We start from the raw sequence: 19,866 nt of genomic DNA on the forward strand, positions 1-19,866 counted from the left end.
TTAGCGCGTCACTTCAATTTTTGCCATCTTTTCGTAGAACTGGACCAGCGCGCAGTGGTCGGCATCGCCCAGCCCGTCGTTGCGCAGGGCTTGCATCATTTCCATCACAACGGAAATCAGCGGCAGCGGTGCGCCCACTTCGTGCGAAGTGTCGAGTACGTTCTGCAGATCCTTGATGTGCAGGTTGATACGGAAGCCCGGGTTGAACTTGCGATCCATTACCAGCGGAGCCTTGGCATCCAGCACGGTGCTGCCAGCCAAGCCGCCACGGATGGCCTTGTACACCAGATCCGGCTCGCAACCGGCCTTGGCGGCCAGAACCAGTGCTTCGGACATGGCAGCAATGTTGATGGCAACGATGGTCTGGTTGCACAGCTTGGCGATGTTGCCGGCGCCGACTTCACCCACGCGCACCACGGAACCGGCCATGGCTTGCAGTACCGGAGCGATCTTGTCGAAGATTTCCTGATTGCCACCCACCATCACGGACAGGGTGCCGTCGATGGCTTTCGGTTCGCCACCGCTTACCGGGCAATCCAGCAGCGCGATGCCCTTCTTTTCCAGTTCGACTGCCAGTTCACGGCTGACCAGCGGAGCGATCGAGCTCATGTCGGCCACGATCAGGCCCGGCTTGCCGCCTTCCACAACACCGCCAGCACCCAGCAATACTTCCTTCACATGCGGCGAATTCGGCAGCATGGTGATGACCAGTTCAACCTGAGCAGCAACTTCTGCAGCGTTATTGGCCGACGTGGCGCCCAGGGCAACCACTTCTGCCACGGCAACCTGGTTGCGATCCAGCACTACCAGCTCATGGCCAGCCTTGATCAGGTTCTTGCTCATGGGCTTGCCCATGATACCCAGTCCGATAAAACCGATTTTCATGTTTGTTTCCTTTCCTTGCTAATTAAACAGCAGATTAGAAATTTGTGCACAAAGCATCATCCGCAGCTGGGCTGCGGATGATGGCAATCAAATCAATCCAGCAAGCCGATTTGCTTGAGGATGCCCTTCAGCTTTTCCACGTTTTCCGGCTTGCAATGCTGCACCGGCTCGATCGGATCGCCTGCTGGCACGCCGATCAGGTTCAGCGCATCCTTGGCCATGGCCGGGAAAGTGCCCAGGCCAAAATTCAGGCGCAGCGGGTTGAGCTTGAACTGGGCAGCCAGTGCGCCCTGGATATCGCCTGCCTTGAATTTTTCGTAGATTTCCACCACCAGCTTCGGTGCGATATTGGCGGTCGTGGCTACGGCACCGTCACCACCATGGGCCAGCGTGCCGTAAATCAGCGTGTCGCGGCCGGCAAATACCTTCATGCCCTTGGGCTTGCCGCGGCGGATGAATTCGGAGGTCAGCGTCATGTCGCCGCTGCTATCCTTGATCGCAACGATATTGTCGATTTCGGCCAGGCGTTCGCACAGATTGGCGGAAATGTTCACGCCGCCGGTACGATCCGGGTTGGTGTAGAGCACGATCGGCAGCTTGGTCGATTTGGCCACGGCCACATAGTGATCGTACATCTCGTTTTCAGTCGGGCTAATATAGAACGGAGTCAGTACGCTCAGCGCCTGGGCACCGAGTGCTTCGGCCATTCGTGCGTGTTCAACGGCTTCGCGCGTGGTGATGGCGCTGGCGCCAACGTATACCGGCACACGGCCAGCGACCTGGTCTACGGTAATTTCCATGACGCGGCGCTTTTGTGCCTGATCCAGCGCGTAAAACTCACCGGCACCACCCAGAACGAAAACACCGTGAACGCCACCGTTGATGACGTGATCGAGCAGACCGCGCAGATTGCTTTCGAGCACATTGCCCTTGGCATCGGTCGGGGTAATCATCGGGGGGACGATGCCATGCATAAAGCCATTGTTTTTCACTTGGACTCTCCAAAAAAGTCGCCAGACAAGGATAGGGTCAAGTAGTTCGTATGCAGCCAGCAGTTGGTGCTGTCACAGCATCCGGACAATGTAAGGGGGGTGTTTGTCCGCTGCTGCGTGATGGATCTGCGATTACTTGATATTCATATAATCGCACAAACAAAAATTTTTACTGCTGGGCTATTGACCTAAAAAAATCGGCCAATAATGTTTTATCTATGTGTAATAGCACTAATTGATACGAGCTTGCTTGGGATTTTGGTGATTTGACATAAGATTTTTACGGCAAGTGCACGTGGCAACACGGGCAAGGATGTTGCAAAAGCAAGAAAAAACCCCACGGCATGGCCATGGGGTTTCACAGAAGCAGTCAGAGGGATAAAGGCTTACTTGCTGCCCTTGCCCACTTCCATCTTCAGCTTGGCCAATTCGTTCAGTTCGGCCTTGATGGCGTCGAAGTTCTTGGAGGCTTCTGCCGGCGAGCGATAGCGTGCGACCACGCCAACCTTGATCAGATCCTTCTGGAAGTCTGGGTCTGCTGCCACTTCCTTGGCCACTTTGTCGAACTTGGCTTGTGCGTCAGCCGGTGTGCCCTTCGGGAAGAACATGGTGAAGGGGTAGGCCGGGTAGGTGAACTTGATGCCTTGCTCGCCAAAAGTCGGGATATCGGCCGCGTTGGAAGGACGCTTTTCCTGCATTACACCCAGCGGAAGCATGTCGCCATTCTTGACGTAATCGGCAGTACCCAGGGTCGATTTCGGCATCAGGTCGATAAAGCCGCCCAGCATGGCGGTAACCTTCTCGGAATCGCTACCCACGTCGATCATGTTGAGTTTGATGCCCAGATCGCGTTGCAGTTTCACCAGCATGAAGTAGGTAAAGGCACCGTATTCGGTGGCGACCTTCAGCTTGCCCGGGTTGGCCTTGGCGGCGTCAACCAGTCCCTTCAGGTTCTTGATACCGCTCTTGGGGCCGGCAAACATGGTCAGGGAGGCATCTTCAACCACTTGCGGGCCTACATCGAAGCCAGTGTGGTCATAGGGCGAGGTGCCCATCAGGTTGGTGGTGACCACGTTGGCGTGGAAATACAGCACCTTGTGGCCATCCGGATTGGCATCGTGTGCGGCCTTGATACCGTTGAAGCCACCAGCACCCTTAACGTTCACGATCACCACCGGCTTGCCGAATTTCTTCTGGGCATACTTGGCAAAAGTGCGGGCGCTCAAGTCGGTATTGCCGCCCGGTGCTGCCGGAATAATCAGTTCAATTGGCTTGGAGGGCTTCCACTCTGCAGCCATGGCACCGCTGCTGGCTACGCCGAAAGCGGCCAAAACGCACAGACCCAAAACGCTTTTTTTCATGGTACTTCTCCTCGTTAAAAAGGCACTGCAAACAAAAAATTTTCTGCCATTCCAGCACCATGCCGGAATGGCAGTCAATGCTTATTAAGCTGCTGCACTGGCTTTCACATGCTTGTGGTGGGCGATCATCGACTTCATGATCGGATAGACCAGAGCCAGAATGGCGGCCAGTAGGAAGCCCAAGGCAATCGGCTTGGTAAAGAAGGCCCAGAAGCTGCCATCAGTGAACATCAGACCGCGACGCAGGTTGGTTTCCACCAGCGGCCCGAGAATAAAGCCAAGGATTGCAGGCGGCATCGGTACCTTGCCCTTGTTCATGGCATAACCAAGCAAGCCAAAGAACAGGATGGACTGGGCATCGAACGGGTTGCTGTTCACGGCAAAGGAACCCACCACGCACAGCACCAGAATCACTGGCAACAGGAAGTGCTTCGGAATCTTCAGCAGTTTCACAAAGATACGCATGCCGAAGAATTCCATGATCAGCATGATCACGTTGGCAACCAGACAGGCAGCAAAGATGCCATAGACGAAATCGGCATTGGTCTTGAACAGCAACGGTCCGGGGGTGAGGCCGTGGATCAGGAAGCCACCCAGCATCATTGCGGTCACGCCGTCACCCGGAATACCTAAGGCCAGCAACGGCACCAGTGCGCCGCCGATGGTGGCGTTGTTGGCTGTTTCGGAGGCGACCACGCCATCAAGAATACCAGTACCAAATTTTTCCGGGGTCTTGGATTGTTTCTTGGCGGCAATGTAGGCCAAGATACCGGAGGTGGAACCACCGATGCCCGGCAGGATACCGATAAAGATACCGATAATGGCGGAGCGCCACATGTTCCATTGCTGGCCCATGAATTCGGCCATGCTGAAGCCGAAGCCCTTGATCTTCTTCAGCGGAATCGGCTCGATGTGCTTGTCGGACGAGAATTCTTCGGCTGCCAGCACGATTTCTGTCACGGCGAACAAACCAATCAGTACCGCCAGCAGGTCAAAGCCGGAACTCAGGTTTTCGATACCCAGGGTGAAACGACGGGCGCCATCGATCGGTGCCAGGCCCACGGTGGCGAAAATCAGGCCGATCATGCCGCTGAGCATGCCCTTGACCATCGAGCCGGAAGCCAGCGCGGCAATCATGGTCAGTGCAAACACGGTAATGGCAAAGTATTCGATCGGCGAGAATTGCAGCGTGAGTTGCGCCAGCGGCGGGGCCAGGAAGATCAGCGCGATGAATGAGATCAGGCCACCCAGGAACGAGAACACCACGCCTGCGCCCAAGGCTTTGCCAGCATCACCTTGCTTGGCCATGGGCGAACCATCGAAACAAGTCGAGATTGATGACGGTGTGCCCGGAATGTTGATCAAGATGGCTGAGATCAGACCACCGGAAATCGCACCGATATAGAGCGATACCAGCAAGGTCATGCCAGCGTTCGGTCCCATGCTGAAGGTAACCGGCAGGAACAGTGCCACTGCCATGGCGGCCGACAGGCCCGGAATCGAGCCGAAGATAATGCCCACGCCCACGCCTAGGATCATGATTCCCAGGTTGGCCAGCGTGAACATGCTCAGTAGTGCTTCAAGAAAGAGTTCCATTGTTCACCCCTTAGTACATCAGCGTATCAAGGATGCCCTGCGGCAGCATCACATTGAAGCCGGTGACGAAAATGTAGTTGATGCTGAAAGCGGCAACCAAGCTGCCCACCAGGTAATAGGCCTGGTGCTTGAGCGTCTTCTGGTTTTTCGGGGCGGCTACATTGAACTGCAGGAAGAGGTACGCCACGGTGGCTGGAACAAAACCGAGCGGTTCAAACAAACCCACAAAACCCAGAATCAGCAGGATGGTCAGTACCACTGCCATATTGTTGGGCTTTTCTTCCTCGGCTTGCTTTGCTGGCTTGGCTGCCGCTTTGCCGGTTTCGCGCTTGAGCTTGTTCAGGCTCATCACGATCAGGATAACGCTCAGCAAACCCGTTATGCCCGCAATCACTTCCGGGAAGAATTTGGGACCTACGCCGGAATCACCGGCAATTTCAATCAGTGAGGTTTGATAAAGGTAAAACCCGGTAAAGACCAGGAATACCACCCCCACAATCAAGTCTCTGTATTTAGTCATCACTACACCTCTTTTCCCTCTTCAGATAAAAAAATGGTCAACACAGCCGTGTTCTTGTTCTTGGATGGCTGTTTTTTTTACGTATGCAAAGCTTTGCCAGCTTCGTAACCTCCTTGTTATAGGTAAGGATCCAAACGTTGCGCAGTATTCAAATAAGTGTCGTTTCGCGTGCCCTTCACACATGCATGTGTATGGCGGCGATTATCTCTGCAGAGTGTCGTTGCCAATTTTTACCGTGGCCGCGATGTTGCGTGCAGCCAATCGGATGTTGTCTGCCGCATTGCCCAGTGCCTCCTGCAAACTGCAGATTTTGTAGAGCACACTGAACACCGCATCAATGCCGTGATCGTGTACGACGCTGACATCGGCAGAGAGTCCGCCGGCGATGCCAATTACCGGAATATTGAAGCGCTTGGCTGCGCGTGCCACGCCAATCGGAGTTTTGCCGTGGATGGTCTGGCTGTCGATGCGACCTTCACCGGTTACCACCAGATCAGCGCCTTGCATGGCTTGCTCTAGTCCGGCAGCCTTCACCACGATTTCAATACCGGGGCGCAGATCGGCTTTCAGGAAAGCCAGCATGGCGGCACCCATGCCACCGCCGGCCCCGGCACCAGGCGTATCGCAAATGTCGATACCGAGATCGCGCTTGATCAGTTCGCAGTAGTGCGCAAGGTTGGCATCCAGTTGCTTGATCATTTCCGGCGTGGCGCCCTTCTGCGGGCCGAATACGGCCGACGCGCCCTTGGGGCCAACCAGCGGGTTGTTGACGTCGCAGGCCACTTCGATTCCACATTGAGCCAGGCGGGTATCCAGCTGGCTGATGTCAATGCGATCCAGTTGATTCAATGTGCCGCCACCAAAGCCGATTTCCTGCCCGTTCGAATCGAGAAAGCGTCCGCCCAATGCCTGCACCATGCCGACACCGCCATCATTGGTGGCGCTGCCGCCAATCCCAAAGATGATGTGGCGCACACCGGCATCCAGCGCATCGCGCACCAATTCGCCTGTGCCGTAAGTCGTGGTGACCAGCGGGTTACGCTGCTCGATCGGCACGATTTCCAGGCCACTGGCTGCTGCCATTTCGATGATGGCGGTCTGACCATCGCCGGTGAGGCCGTAAAAAGCTTCAACCGGCTGGCCCAGCGGGCCGGTCACGGTCTTTTTCACTATGCGGCCATGCGTGGTCGCCACCAAGGCGGCAACAGTGCCCTCACCACCATCGGCCATCGGCAATTTCACGTATTCGGCATCCGGGAATACCTCGCGGAAACCGGCTTCGATCTGGTTGGCCACTTCCTCTGCAGACAGGCTTTCCTTGTAGGAGTCTGGTGCAATGATGATTTTCATAATTTTTCTTAACCGTTTTATGTATGTGAGACCCGATACTGCTTTATGGTTATTGCCGGGTGCAGTTGCCATCTGTCACGAAAACCTGCCAGAACAGGCTTTCGTGACAGCCCTCCGGCTGGAGGGCTGGGCACTTGATTAGCGCACCATGCAAGGCTTCTTGTTGTCGAACTTCCAGCCCGGAATCAGGAACTGCATGCCGAGCGCATCGTCACGACCACCGAGACATTTTTCCTTGTACAGCGCGTGCGCCTTCTCGACCTGTGCCATGTCGATTTCAACGCCCAGGCCACCCTTCTCCGGTACGGCAACCATGCCGCCCTTGATCTGGAACGGTTCCTTGGTCAGGCGCTCGGTGCCTTCCTGCCAGATCCAGTGGGTATCGATCGCGGTAACCTTGCCCGGTACCGCAGCAGCCACGTGGGTGAACATCGCCAGCGAGATATCGAAGTGGTTGTTGGAGTGCGAGCCCCAGGTCAGACCGTGGTCGTTACAGGTCTGGCCCACGCGTACCGAACCTTGCATGGTCCAGAAGTGCGGATCAGCCAGCGGGATATCCACGGAATGCAGGTTGATCGCGTGGCTCATCTGGCGCCAGTCGGTGGCGACCATGTTGGTCGCGGTCGGCAGGCCGGTGGCCTTGCGGAATTCCGCCATGATTTCACGGCCGGAGTAGCCTTGTTCGGCACCGCACGGATCTTCGGCATAAGCCAGGATGTGGCCCATGCCCTTGCACAGCTTGATCGCATCTTCGAGCAGCCAGCCACCGTTCGGGTCCAACGTGACGCGAGCGTTCGGGAAGCGTTCTTTGATCGCAATAACGGCCTGCATTTCTTCTTCGCCGCGCAGCACACCGCCCTTGAGCTTGAAGTCGTTGAAGCCGTATTTTTCATAGGAAGTTTCGGCCAGACGGGCTACGGTTGCCGGGGTCAGTGCTTCCTGGTGACGCACTTGGTACCAGTCGCACGAGGCGTTTTCGCCCGTCATGTACGGCAGGTTGGTCTTGTTGCGATCGCCAATGAAGAACAGGTAGCCGAGCATTTCGACTTCGCTGCGTTGCTGGCCATCGCCCAGCAGGGCGGCAATTGGCTTGTTCAGGAATTGGCCGAACAAGTCGAGCATGGCGGCTTCAACGGCGGTGACTGCGTGGATGGTGGTACGCAGGTCGAAAGTTTGCAGGCCACGGCCGCCCGAATCACGGTCGGCAAATTCCTTGCGCATCTTGTTCAGAACAGCGTTGTAGCTGCTGACTTCCTGGCCCACGACGAAGGGAATGGCGTCTTCCAGGGTTTGACGAATCTTTTCGCCACCGGGAACTTCGCCTACGCCGGTTTTGCCGGAATTGTCTTTCAGGATCACCAGGTTACGGGTGAAGAACGGGAAGTGTGCACCGCTCAGGTTCAGCAGCATGCTGTCGTAACCGGCGACAGGAATGACCTGCATTTCGGTAACGATGGGGGTGGTTGCCTTGCTCATCAAAAACTCCTGTTGGTCGACTTGTCGCGACGTGAGTTATTAAAAATAGGGATGGCAAACGGGAGAGGAGGAGATCGTTTGCGCATCCCTGGTAAAACTTTGTGAAGCAGATCGGCCACAAGATTGGATCAGCAGCCACATGCAGCATTTTTATGCTGGAGCTTTTATTGCCAGCACAGGGTCATGCCATATTTGCTGCTTTTGACCCCTGTTTTTCTGTAGCGCCGAAGGTCTGATTACAGTGCGATCAGCATAAGTCAGGAAGAATGGAGTTTCTTCGTGCATGTGCTTTGTAATTTTTTATTTGATAGTGCTTTTTTTGTTGTTTTGCACAGTTATCTTGTGGCATTTGCTCTGGCTACGGGAAAATGAGCTGATTTGGCCGGTTTTTTTATGCCTGCGCACAGATGTCGGGTGGAAAGCTTGCTGCTTTTTGAGCGTTTTTCAGTGAAATATAATGCCGCGGAGCTTGTCGGCGAGTTCTGCAAGGGAGGTGGTTTTGGGCAGGCACACAGCTCGCTGTGTGCCTGGGAGGGGGGTAATTACTTCAGTTCGAATCGCTTGATTTCACCCACAAAGAACAAATAGCAGGCGATGGCAACAAAAGCGTGGGCACCCACATAAACCAGCGCGCCATTGAAGGAGCCGGTGGTCTGGATGATGTAACCAATGGCAATCGGCGTGGTGATGCTGGAGAGATTGCCGCAGGTGTTGAGCAGACTGCCCGAGAGCCCAGCGATCTGCTTGGGTGCGGTATCGGAATTGACGGCCCAGCCCAGTGCACCAATGCCCTTGCCGAAGAATGCCAGGGCCATGAAGAAGATGACGGCCTCAACACCATTGACGTAGTTGCAAAACACCATGGTCATCGAGAGCAGCATGCCCAGCACGATTGGGGTTTTTCTGGCAACGGACAAGGAAAACCCACGCTTGAGCAGGTAATCGGAAATGATGCCGCCCAGTACGCCACCCACAAAACCGCAGACGGCGGGAATCGCAGCGGCGAAGCCTGCCTTCAGGATGGTCAGCCCTTTTTCCTTGACCAGATAGATCGGGAACCAGGTAATGAAAAAGTAGGTCAGGGCCGTGATGCAGTATTGCGCAATATAGATACCCACCATCATGCGATTGCCAAGCAGTTGCTTGAGATAGTGCAACTTCGGGCCTTCGACCTTGGCACCATCTTTCTTGCTCTGATCCATGCTGACCAGCCCGCCGCCTTGTTCGATGTACTGAACTTCGGCTTCGTTGGCCATCGGGTGATCCTTCGGATCGTGGATCAGCTTGTTCCAGACGAGTACGTACAGAATGCCCAGCACGCCCATCACGGTAAATACCGAATGCCAGCCGTAGTTCTGGATCAGCCAGCCCATCAGCGGCGCAAAAATCACGGTCGCGGCATATTGCGCGGAGTTGAAGATGGCCGATGCCGTGCCGCGTTCGTTGGCCGGAAACCAGGCCGCCACAATGCGGCTGTTCGCGGGGAACGATGGGGCTTCGGATGCGCCAACCAGGAAACGCAGGCAGAACAGTGTTGCTACTGCGGCAAACCCGGTCAGAAAGCCCACCAGGCCGGTCATCAGCGTGAACAGGGACCAGAAGAAAATACTGAGGGCGTAAACGACCTTGGAGCCGAAACGATCCAGGAACCAGCCGCCTGGCAACTGTGCGATTACATAAGACCAGCCGAAGGCCGAGAAGATATAGCCCAGGGTGACGGAATCAAAGTTCAATTCCTTCGCCATTTCCGGACCGGCCAGCGAGATGGTGGCGCGGTCGGCATAGTTGATCACGGTAATAAAGAACAGGACCGCGACGACGATCCACCGGACATTGGTTTTTTTGGCGCTTAGTGCGTCTGCGCCGGACTTCAGCGCGACTTCGTTGTTCTGCATGTTAAATATCGACCCTTGAGAATTGTTATGAAGACCATTTGGGGGCCAGTTGACTGGCTTCTGTGTGGGACAAGCCTCTGCAAAATGGAAAAATTGCTTGAGAGTGTGGACCAGATGGTTTTCCCAGGACATCACGCTGCCTTGCCAATGATCTGCTTTTGCAAAATCGGTGATGTTTGGACGCGAGAAGAATAAGGTAGTCTCTGAGCGCTATCTTCGTGCGAGAGTCAGAATGCTTGGCTTTATATGGCTTGGTTACTGGACCGATGCACAGTTTTTGTTGTGGTGTTGGATTTTTGCCAGAAATTCGGCAGTTTGGGTGAGTTTCCGGTGAAGAGTGCCGTCAGTTTATATTTGGGAGGTACGCGAGGTGAGATCCGCCAGATTGCGGATGACAATATCCACGGCCGGATCTAGGTGCGCGCTTCGGCGCAACCAGACGGTTTTCATGCCCAGGCGTTTGGCTGGCAACAGGTTGTGGACAGAATCTTCCACCATGATGCAGCGATGCGGATTCAGTCGCAGCCGGTGCAATAGCGTGCGGTAGGCGGCGATCAGGGGTTTGGGTTGTAGGTGGACATCTTCCACACTGAAGACGGCATCAAAGCAGTCGGTGATTTGCAGTGCCTCAAGCAGTGCAAACGCATAAGCCGAGGGGCTATTGGTAAACAGCACTTTTTTGCCGTGCAGCCGGCGCAGGGTGCGATGCAGGCCAGGCATCGGGTGGATTTCGCGTGTGACTTCTTCCAGTGGGTGCGCAGCATGCAGGAAGTGGTGCGGGTCGATTTCGGGATGGTGCCGCATCAGCCCCAGCAAGGTGGCGCCGTAGCGGTGCCAGTAGCGCTGGCGTAGCGCCGAAGCTTCGTCGTGACTCAGCCCCAGGCGCTCGGCAATGTAGACGGTCATCGAGCGGTTGATGACCGGAAAAGCATGCCGGCTGGCATTGTGCAGGGTGTTGTCCAGATCAAAGATCCAGGTGCGTCCAGCCGTATGCATGCTCATTGGTAGATGTAGCTTTCCAGTTGTTCGATGGTGAACTGCTTTTCTTCCAGTGTGGCTCGCACCAGGTCACCGATCGACAGCACCCCTAGAATCTTGCCTTCCTCCTTGACTGGCAGGTGGCGGATGCGCTTTTCCGTGATCAGGGCCAAGCATTCGCTGACCAGTGTATCGGCACGCACACAGACGACATGGCTGGTCATGACTTCGTTGACCTTGGCAGTGGCGGTGGAGCGGCCTTGCAGCACCACTTTGCGTGCGTAATCACGTTCGGAAAAGATGCCGATGAGCTGGCCGTTTTCCATGACCAGGGCTGCGCCGACATTCCATTCGGCCAATACCTGCAAGGCCTGGAATACGGTCACCCCGGACGGGATGCTGACAGGGTGGGGGATCTGTTTGTCACTGAGAAGCTGGCGTGCGGTTTTCATCGTGGTCTCCGGTGTATTTGGGAATTATTCCCAATTTATATGCCGTTTGGCCACGCCAGGCAAGCGGTCCCGCATTGGTCCGCCTGCCGGTATGTTTCAGTTTTTCAGGCTTCAGGCTGCGCGAATCATCGTGCCCACGCCCTGGCTGGTCAGCACTTCCAGCAGCAACGCATGTTTTACGCGACCGTCGATGATGTGCACCGAGTTCACGCCATTCTTGGCGGCATCGAGTGCCGAGGAGATTTTCGGCAGCATGCCGCCCGAGATCGTGCCGTCAGCAAACAATTCGTCGATTTTCTGTGAGGTGAGTCCGGTAAGCAGGTTGCCCTGTTTATCCAGTACGCCCGGCGTGTTGGTCATCAGGATCAGCTTTTCGGCTTTCAGCGTTTCGGCCAGCTTGCCGGCAACCAGGTCAGCGTTGATATTGAGGCTCTCGCCTTCCTTGTCCACGCCGATAGGGGCGATTACCGGGATGAAATCCTCGCGATCCAGGTGCTGGACCAGGGTGGGATCAACCGATTCGATTTCGCCGACCTGGCCGATGTCGATCAGTTCATCATCGTTGGCGCCCTTGAGGAACATCTTGCGTGCCTTGATGAAGTGGCCATCCTGGCCGGTCAGGCCTACCGCCTTGCCGCCATGCTTGTTGATCAGCGAAACGATTTCCTTGTTCACGTGCCCGCCAAGCACCATTTCCACCACATCCATGGTCTCGGCATCGGTAACGCGCATGCCCTGGATGAATTCGCCTTTTTTGCCGATGCGGTCGAGCAGATCATTGATTTGCGGGCCGCCGCCATGGACGACAACCGGGTTCATGCCGACCAGTTTCAATAACACGACGTCGGAAGCGAAACCTTCCTTGAGTTCTTCGTCGATCATGGCGTTGCCGCCGTACTTGATCACGATGGTCTTGTCGAAAAAACTCTGGATATAAGGCAGGGCCTCGGACAGGATCTCGGCCTTTTGTTGTGCGGTAATGGCAGCGGTCATGACATGCTCCTTGAACGATGCCGCAATTCTAGCAGAGTGAAGGTCAAGTCTTGGCAGTTGCTTGAATCCGGATAATTCATAGGGATGCACGATGGATTATCCGGGTTGAATTGCCTGAAGGCTGAATTTTCACCACGGTGATTGCGTCAGGATGGGCTGGATCAACGATAATGACCCAATCGGCGCAATTTCGAGGAATGCCCATGAACAAGCCTCTGTTGGCTGCTTGCATGCTGTTGTTGGCGGGTTATGCTATGGCAGCAGATCTGGTTGAATCGCTGCAGGCAGCAAAAGCTTTTGATGCCACCTATCAGGCAGCCCGACAAACATGGGTAGCCGGCCAGGAAAAAACGGCTCAGGCGCAGGCTTTGATGCTGCCCAAGGTGACACTTTCGGGCAATGCCGGGTATGGCTGGACCGATTACAACGCTGCCGCGGCGGGATCTTCCTATAACAAGCATGGCGAAGGGTATGGCTATGGTGTCAGCGCCAGTCAGCCCCTCTATCGGGTCGAAAATCTGGTGGGTGCCGATCAATTGCGCTTGCAGGTCAGGCAGGCCGAAATCCAGTATCGCGCCGCCGAACAGGATTTGATCCTGCGCCTGGCCAAGGCTTATTTCGATGTCTTGGCAGCACAGGAAAAAATGCGGGTGATTGCCGCGCAGAAGGAAGCCATTTCCCAGCAATTGGCGCTCGCCAGGAAATCTTTCGAAGTCGGCGTGGCAACCATTACCGATACCGATGAAGCGCAGACCCGCTACGACGCAATGCTGTCGCAGGAAATTGCCGCTGCCAATGATTTGTCCGTCAAGCAGCAAGTCTTTGCCATGCTCACCGCACTCGATCCGGAAAAATTGGCGCCAGCGGGCGAGCAAGCCCGCGCAATGGCTCCCGATCCAGCCGAATTTTCAGCCTGGAGCACACGCGCGGAATCCGGTAATTACAGCCTGATCAGCCAGCAACTCGGTCTTGCCATTGCCAAGCGCGAAATCGATAAATACCGCGCAGAAACCTCTCCCAGCCTCGATCTGGTTGCCAAATACAACGATAAGTGGGATCCGGCCCGCAATACCGGGACTGATCGAACTGGCACCAGCAGTATCGAATTGCAATTGTCGATACCGCTCTATACCGGCGGAAATCGTAGCTCGCAGTTGAAAGAGGCTATTGCCAAAGAGGATGCCCAGCGCAGCACGGTAGAAGCAACACGGCGCAATGTGATCCAGTCGACCCAGAGTGCATTTCTGGGGGTAAAGAATGGTGCGGCGCAAATACGTGCCCTGCAGCAGGCATTGGTATCAAGCAAATCGCTGGTGGATTCCACTACGCTCGGGCAAGAGGTTGGCGTGCGCACCACGATTGATGTGCTCAACGCCCAGCAGCAATATTATTCGACCCGCTATGATCTGATGGTTGCACGTTACAATTATCTTTATGCGCGCTTGCAGCTTGAGGCAGTCGCCGGGGATTTAAGCGAAGAGGATGTGCAAAATATTAATGCCTGGTTAATAAAATAAATTGGAAAACTTGAATATAAATGAATCGCTGGGCATAATTCGATCAGTAAGTCTTTATTTATCCAATTAGAAACTCTGCAAGGGGCGCTAAAGTGATTGATCTTTCCGGTTTTAATCTGGCACAGCTGGCTGATCTGAAGAAACAGATCGATGTTGAAATCGTTCGTCGTCGTGAATCCGAAAAGCAGAACCTGCGTGCTGAAATCCAGCGCCTGGCTGCCGCTGCCGGTCTTTCCCTCTCTGAAGTGCTGAGCGAAATTTCTGAAAAGAAATCGCGCAAGAGCGCTGCTGCTGGCGTTGCACAATTTGCCAACCCGGCTGACAACACCCAGACCTGGACAGGTCGTGGCCGCAAGCCGCAATGGGTGATTGAATGGCTGGCTGCCGGCAAATCGCTGGATGATCTGCGTTTCTGATACGGGATCAATCCAATCAAGGGTGGCTGAGGCCGCCCTTTTTTATTTCGGTAAAATGTCCGCTTACTCGACTGTCTTGGAAATATCATGCCCCATCCACTTACGCTGCACCTGAATCCGGAACAATCTGCTGCGGTGGAGTTGCCGGCAGAACATGCACTGATTCTGGCTGGCGCGGGCAGCGGCAAGACACGTGTATTGACCACCCGCATTGCCTGGCTACTTTCCACCGGCATGGCCAGCCCGGCAGGGATTCTGGCGGTTACTTTTACCAACAAGGCGGCCAAGGAAATGCTGGCACGCCTGACGGCCATGCTGCCGCTCAATCCGCGCGGATTGTGGATCGGCACCTTTCACGGTCTGTGCAATCGCATGCTTCGCCTGCATTGGCGCGAAGCCGGGTTGCCCGAAACATTTGCCATTCTGGATAGTCAGGATCAATTGGCGGCCGTGAAGCGGGTAATGAAGGCGATCAATGTGGATGACGAACGTTATCCTCCCAAGACGGTTCAGCTCTACATCAATGGCCACAAGGAAAATGGCCGGCGTGCACAGGAGGTGGATGCCTGGGATGATTATTCGCGCATGCTAAAAACCATCTATGTCGAATATGAGCGGCAATGCGAGCGTGAAGGGGTGGCTGATTTTGCCGAATTGCTGTTGCGCTGTTATGAATTATTGCTGCGCAATACAGCATTGCGTGCGCATTATCAATCCCGTTTCCGGCATATCCTGGTTGACGAATTTCAGGATACCAATCGCTTGCAATATCAGTGGCTGAAGCTTTTTGCTGGCGAAAGTAACGCGCTTTTTGCCGTGGGTGATGATGATCAGTCGATTTATGCGTTCCGCGGTGCCAATGTCGGCAATATGCAGGATTTCCAGCGCGATTTTGCCGTCAGACATGTGATTCGGCTGGAGCGCAATTATCGCTCGCACGGCAATATTCTTGATGCGGCCAATGCCGTGATCGCGCGCAATCGCCATCGTTTGGGCAAGAATTTGTGGACCGAGGCCGAATCGGGCGAACCCATCCGCGTATATGAAGCCGTTACCGATTTCGAGGAGGCGGAATTCATTGTCGATGAAGCGCGCAATCTGATGCGTGATGGCACCAATCCGACCGAAATTGCCGTGCTGTATCGCGCCAATGCGCAATCACGCGTGATCGAGCATGCGCTGTTCAATGCCGGTATTCCGTACCGCGTCTATGGGGGCTTGCGCTTTTTCGAGCGCCAGGAAATCAAGCATGCGCTGGCGTATTTGCGCCTGATTGCCAATCCGGAAGACGATAGTGCCTTGCTGCGCGTTATCAATTTCCCGACTCGCGGCATCGGCGCACGCACGGTGGAAGGGCTGCAGGATAGTGCACGCCAGGCCGGGACCAGCCTGTGGCAAGCCGCTTGTTCCGGCGCGACTGGCCGCAGTGGCGCGGCCGTCAGGAAATTCATCGAGCTGGTGGAGGCGATGCGCACGCAAACACGCATGCTGCCGCTGCCGGAGCTGGTCAGCACGATGCTCGATTTGTCCGGTCTGCAGGCACATTACCGCGCAGAGCGCGAAGGTGAGGAGCGGCTGGCCAACCTGGATGAGCTTGTCAATGCCGCCGCAGTATTCGTGAGCGAAGATGAAAACAGCCTGGTTGCTTTCTTGAGCCATGCCTCGCTGGAAGCCGGCGAGCACCAGGCCGGTGCCGGGCAGGAGGCGATTCAGTTGATGACCGTGCATGCCGCCAAGGGGCTGGAATTTCATGCGGTGTTTCTGTGCGGCATGGAAGAAGGATTGTTCCCGCACGACAACAGTCTGAACGACGTCAATGGCTTGGAGGAAGAGCGTCGCCTGATGTATGTGGCGATTACCCGTGCGCGGCGGCGTCTGTATCTCACCCTGGCGCAAAGCCGCATGCTGCACGGCCAGACGCGCTTTGGCATTGCCTCGCGCTTTCTGGCGGAAATTCCTGCCGACCTGCTCAAGTATCTGAATCGCGGCTATGCACCTGCCGCACCACAGGTTGCCAGCCGGGCCGAGCCGCCTGAGCATGGCCTGCGCATTGGCATGAATGTGGTTCACCCCAAGTTTGGCCATGGCGTGGTGATCGATTACGAAGGGCAAGGCAAGGGTGCAAACGTGCAGGTCAATTTCCGCGATCACGGGCCGAAATGGCTGGCCGTGGCGTATGCCAAGCTGCAGCCGGCTGACTGACTATACTGCAAGCATGGCCGAGATCAGACCCTATTCCTTCATTCGCCCGGCAGCCGAGCCGGAGCCAGATCCCATCCCGGCGCCGGCCGGGGTGGATCTGTCCACCCTTGCTTTTTTGGTGGTCGACAGCGTGCCGGACATGCGTACTGCGACCAGTGCGCAACTCAGCAGTTTTGGCGCGACCCGGATCGACCATGCCAGTCGTGCCAGTGATGCGCTCGTCCAGATCCGGCAGACTGAATATGATGTGATCCTGTCCGAGTACGATCTTGGCAGCGGTTTCGATGGCCTGCATCTGTTCGATGAGGCGCGCCACCATGGCCTGCTCAAGGCTTCATGCGTCTTTATCATCGTTACTTCCGAGCGACGCGCCACACGCGTGATCGGTGCAGCCGAGCTGGCGCCGGATGCCATCGTGCTCAAGCCTTATACTGGCGAGCTGCTCTATACCCGCTTGAACAAGGCGCTCAGACGCAAGTCACGCTTCCGCCCGATCGACGAAGCCATTCTGGCGCATGATTTCCTGCAAGCCATTCGCCTGTGCGACCAGGGTATTCAGGCCGCAGACGAGGATGCTGCGGCTTTTCTGCGCATGAAGGTGCACCTGTTGCTGCGGATTGGCGATTGGAGCGCGGTGCGCGATGCGTGTCGCGAAATCCTGGTGGAAAACAACCTGGCATGGGCGCGCATGGCACTGGGCAAGGCGCTGTATCGGCTCAAGGGTTATGCCGAAGCGCAGACAGTGTTCCAGGGCGTGATCGCCGAGCATGAGCTGGTGCTCGACGCCTATGATTGGCTCGCGCGCACGCAAAGTGCGCAGGGTGATGATCTGGCCGCACTGGAGGTGCTGAAGCAGGCTGCGCAACGATCGCCCTTTGTGATCAATCGCCAGCGCGACTTGGGCGAATTGGCCTGGCGTGGCGGCGATCTTGCCACGGCGCAGCTTGCGCTGGAAGAAACGGTTCGTCTCTCGCGTTATTCGTTCTGGCGAGATCCGGTGGACCAGGCCCGGCTTGGCCAGGTGCAACTGGCGCAGGGCGATTTGATTGCCGCGCGCAAGACTGCGGCAGAGCTGCGCAAAGTCTTCAAGGATGGCGCAGCGGGGTTACTGGCTGATACGCTGGATGCCGAAGTCTGGCTGCGCCAGGGGGAATCGAAAAAAGCGCGCGATGTGCTGGATCTGGCGTTGCAGAGCATGGCGGGCATGCAGGAACCGCCGGCGCCGGCCATCGGTCTGGTGCTGGCAAGCGCTTGCCTGCATCAGCAACGTAGCGATGTGGCGGACCAGCTTATCCGCACCGTACTCAAGAACAGCCATGATGATCCTGCGGTGCAGGAACGTGTGCGTGATGCCTATCGGCGGGCAGGACAGGAAGACAAGGCGCAGCAACTGATTGCGCAGGTGACGCAGGATATCGTCTCGCTCAACAACGAAGCGGTGCGCATGGCGCAAGCCGGCGAGCTTGGGGCGGCGGCAGAACACTTCATCAAGGCGGTTGCCGATATGCCGGCCAATGTGCTGGTGCTGATCAACGCGGCCAATGCGCTGCTGGCCTGCGTGAATCGCGATGGCTGGCATGAAACCTATATGCGCCAGGCCTGGGAATATCTAACGCGCATTCAGGAAATCGATCCAGATAACGGCCGTGCCTTGCAGCTGACCGAGATTCATCGCCGGTTAGCGGCGCGATTGGGACCGCAAAACAGGGGTGGTACTACCCACCCCTGATGATCTTGGAACTTGTTCATGATCTTGCTGCGAAGCCGTGATCGGAGCTCATGCGCTGCTCTTCACCCCGCTGACAGTTTCTCGCCACAGATCGTGAACAAGTTCTTATACTACGCCTTCCATGCCGAGTTCCTGGATCTTGCGCGTGAGGGTATTGCGGCCCCAGCCGAGCAGTTCGGCGGCTTCGATGCGTTTGCCACCGGTGTAGGCCAGTGCCTGTTCGATTACCACCCGTTCGAATGCCGGCGTGATTTCATCCAGTACCCGGTGTTCGCCGCGTGCCAGACGCCCGGAGATTTCGGCAGCCAGCGCCGCCAGCCAGTTGCCGCTGGCCACGGGGGCCGGGCCGCTTTGTTCCAGCAGTTCCGGCGGCAGATCGTTGATTTCAACCACCTGGCCCGGTGCCATCACCGTGATCCAGTGACAGATGTTTTCCAGTTGCCGCACGTTGCCGGGAAAGGAAAAGCTGGCCAGTTGCGCCATGGCTTCTTCTGACAGCCGCTTGGCTTCGACGCCGAGTTCGGTCGCGGATTTGCTCAGGAAGAAACGCGCGAGCAACGGAATGTCTTCCTTGCGCTCCCGCAGGGGCGGCAGGCGCAGACGAATCACATTCAATCTGTGAAACAAATCCTCGCGGAACTGGCCTTGCTTGACCCGCTCTTCCAGGTTCTGGTGGGTGGCGGCGATCACGCGCACGTTGGCCTTGATCGGTTGATGGCCACCGACCCGGTAAAAGAATCCATCAGACAGCACACGCAGCAGGCGGGTTTGCAGATCTGGCGGCATGTCGCCGATTTCATCGAGAAACAGTGTACCGTTTTCAGCCTGCTCGAAGCGGCCCTGGCGCTTGGCGTCCGCGCCGGTAAAGGCGCCGCGCTCATGGCCGAACAGCTCGGATTCGAGCAGATCCTTCGGAATCGCTGCCGTATTGATGGCGATGAATGGCTTGTTTGAACGTGGGCTGTGCCGATGCAGGGCACGCGCGACCAGCTCCTTGCCGGCGCCCGATTCGCCGGTGATCATCACCGTGGCGGCCGATTGCGACAGGCGGCCGATGGCGCGAAATACATCCTGCATTGCTGGCGCCTTGCCGAGAATTTCCGGTGCGGGCGAGGCAGCTTCGATGGTTTCGGCCTGGCGCTCGCTTTCCTGCAGTGCGCGGCGAACCAGCAGCACCGCCTGGTCGACGTCAAAGGGTTTGGGCAGGTATTCGAAGGCGCCCCCCTGGAAAGCTGAAACGGCGCTGTCCAGATCGGAGTGCGCGGTCATGATGATGACAGGGATTTCCGGCCATTCGCGTTTGACGATTTCCAGGAAGGTCAGGCCTGACTCACCCGGCATGCGCATATCGCACACCACGGCGCTTGGGCGCTCGGTTTCCATGCGCGCCAGCGCTTCGGTGGCGGAAGGGAAGGTGGCGTGATCGATGCCTTCGCGCGTCAGGGCCTTTTCGAACACCCAGCGGATGGAACGATCATCATCAATGATCCAGACGGCTTTCATG

Annotated in this window: 16 protein-coding genes; 4 read left to right on the plus strand and 12 right to left on the minus strand. The window is 56.4% G+C overall.

From position 1 onward, the window contains the following. From garR to argB, 11 genes are all read right to left on the minus strand, one after another. On the minus strand, positions 1–885 hold the full coding sequence (gene garR, locus AC0KVQ_RS05855) for a 2-hydroxy-3-oxopropionate reductase (RefSeq protein WP_473420207.1): 885 nt from the start codon (positions 883–885) through the stop codon (positions 1–3). A 92-nt stretch (positions 886–977) separates the two neighbouring features. Continuing rightward, entirely contained in the window at positions 978–1,877 is a 900-nt protein-coding gene (locus tag AC0KVQ_RS05860) for a dihydrodipicolinate synthase family protein (RefSeq protein ID WP_473420208.1), read from the minus strand. Between the two features lie 386 nt (positions 1,878–2,263). Next, positions 2,264–3,238 carry a Bug family tripartite tricarboxylate transporter substrate binding protein gene (locus AC0KVQ_RS05865; RefSeq protein ID WP_473420209.1) on the minus strand — a complete coding sequence of 325 codons (975 nt, stop codon included), beginning with the start codon at positions 3,236–3,238 and terminating at the stop codon, positions 2,264–2,266. An 84-nt stretch (positions 3,239–3,322) separates the two neighbouring features. After that, positions 3,323–4,834, minus strand: coding sequence for a tripartite tricarboxylate transporter permease (locus tag AC0KVQ_RS05870; protein ID WP_473420210.1), 1,512 nt, complete (start codon positions 4,832–4,834; stop codon positions 3,323–3,325). A 10-nt stretch (positions 4,835–4,844) separates the two neighbouring features. Next, a complete protein-coding gene (locus tag AC0KVQ_RS05875) occupies positions 4,845–5,354 on the minus strand; it encodes a tripartite tricarboxylate transporter TctB family protein (RefSeq protein ID WP_473420211.1) in 510 nt (169 codons plus the stop codon). A gap of 201 nt (positions 5,355–5,555) precedes the next feature. Next, on the minus strand, positions 5,556–6,704 hold the full coding sequence (locus AC0KVQ_RS05880; protein WP_473420212.1) for a glycerate kinase: 1,149 nt from the start codon (positions 6,702–6,704) through the stop codon (positions 5,556–5,558). A gap of 138 nt (positions 6,705–6,842) precedes the next feature. After that, a complete protein-coding gene (gudD, locus tag AC0KVQ_RS05885) occupies positions 6,843–8,180 on the minus strand; it encodes a glucarate dehydratase (protein WP_473420213.1) in 1,338 nt (445 codons plus the stop codon). 542 nt (positions 8,181–8,722) lie between these two features. Next, on the minus strand, positions 8,723–10,075 hold the full coding sequence (locus AC0KVQ_RS05890; protein WP_473420214.1) for an MFS transporter: 1,353 nt from the start codon (positions 10,073–10,075) through the stop codon (positions 8,723–8,725). Between the two features lie 348 nt (positions 10,076–10,423). After that, entirely contained in the window at positions 10,424–11,077 is a 654-nt protein-coding gene (locus tag AC0KVQ_RS05895; protein WP_473420215.1) for a pyrimidine 5'-nucleotidase, read from the minus strand. Next, positions 11,074–11,505, minus strand: coding sequence for a CBS domain-containing protein (locus AC0KVQ_RS05900; protein WP_473420216.1), 432 nt, complete (start codon positions 11,503–11,505; stop codon positions 11,074–11,076). Before AC0KVQ_RS05900 ends, AC0KVQ_RS05895 begins: the two co-directional genes overlap by 4 nt. Before the next feature lie 111 nt (positions 11,506–11,616). Continuing rightward, positions 11,617–12,498: an acetylglutamate kinase gene (argB, locus tag AC0KVQ_RS05905; protein WP_473420217.1), complete on the minus strand. Its 882-nt coding sequence runs from the start codon at positions 12,496–12,498 to the stop codon at positions 11,617–11,619. 203 nt (positions 12,499–12,701) lie between these two features. On the opposite strand from argB, the gene AC0KVQ_RS05910 reads away from it, so the two are divergent. The 4 genes from AC0KVQ_RS05910 to AC0KVQ_RS05925 all read left to right on the plus strand — a co-directional run bounded on the left by AC0KVQ_RS05910 (position 12,702) and on the right by AC0KVQ_RS05925 (position 18,362). Beyond that, complete coding sequence (locus AC0KVQ_RS05910; RefSeq protein WP_473420218.1) at positions 12,702–14,015, plus strand: TolC family outer membrane protein; 1,314 nt, start codon at positions 12,702–12,704, stop codon at positions 14,013–14,015. A gap of 92 nt (positions 14,016–14,107) precedes the next feature. Beyond that, positions 14,108–14,431, plus strand: a complete 324-nt coding sequence (locus tag AC0KVQ_RS05915; RefSeq protein WP_473420219.1) for an H-NS histone family protein — start codon at positions 14,108–14,110, stop codon at positions 14,429–14,431. Between the two features lie 87 nt (positions 14,432–14,518). Further along, the gene (locus AC0KVQ_RS05920; protein ID WP_473420220.1) at positions 14,519–16,633 is read left to right on the plus strand and encodes a UvrD-helicase domain-containing protein; all 2,115 of its coding nucleotides are present in this window, start codon (positions 14,519–14,521) and stop codon (positions 16,631–16,633) included. Between the two features lie 13 nt (positions 16,634–16,646). Then, on the plus strand, positions 16,647–18,362 hold the full coding sequence (locus AC0KVQ_RS05925) for a response regulator (protein ID WP_473420221.1): 1,716 nt from the start codon (positions 16,647–16,649) through the stop codon (positions 18,360–18,362). 105 nt (positions 18,363–18,467) lie between these two features. On the opposite strand, the gene ntrC is transcribed toward AC0KVQ_RS05925, so the two are convergent. Then, the gene (gene ntrC / locus AC0KVQ_RS05930) at positions 18,468–19,865 is read right to left on the minus strand and encodes a nitrogen regulation protein NR(I) (RefSeq protein ID WP_473420222.1); all 1,398 of its coding nucleotides are present in this window, start codon (positions 19,863–19,865) and stop codon (positions 18,468–18,470) included. Between the last annotated feature and the right edge of the window lies 1 nt (position 19,866).

The organism is Formivibrio sp. oc-25, assembly GCF_055810895.1.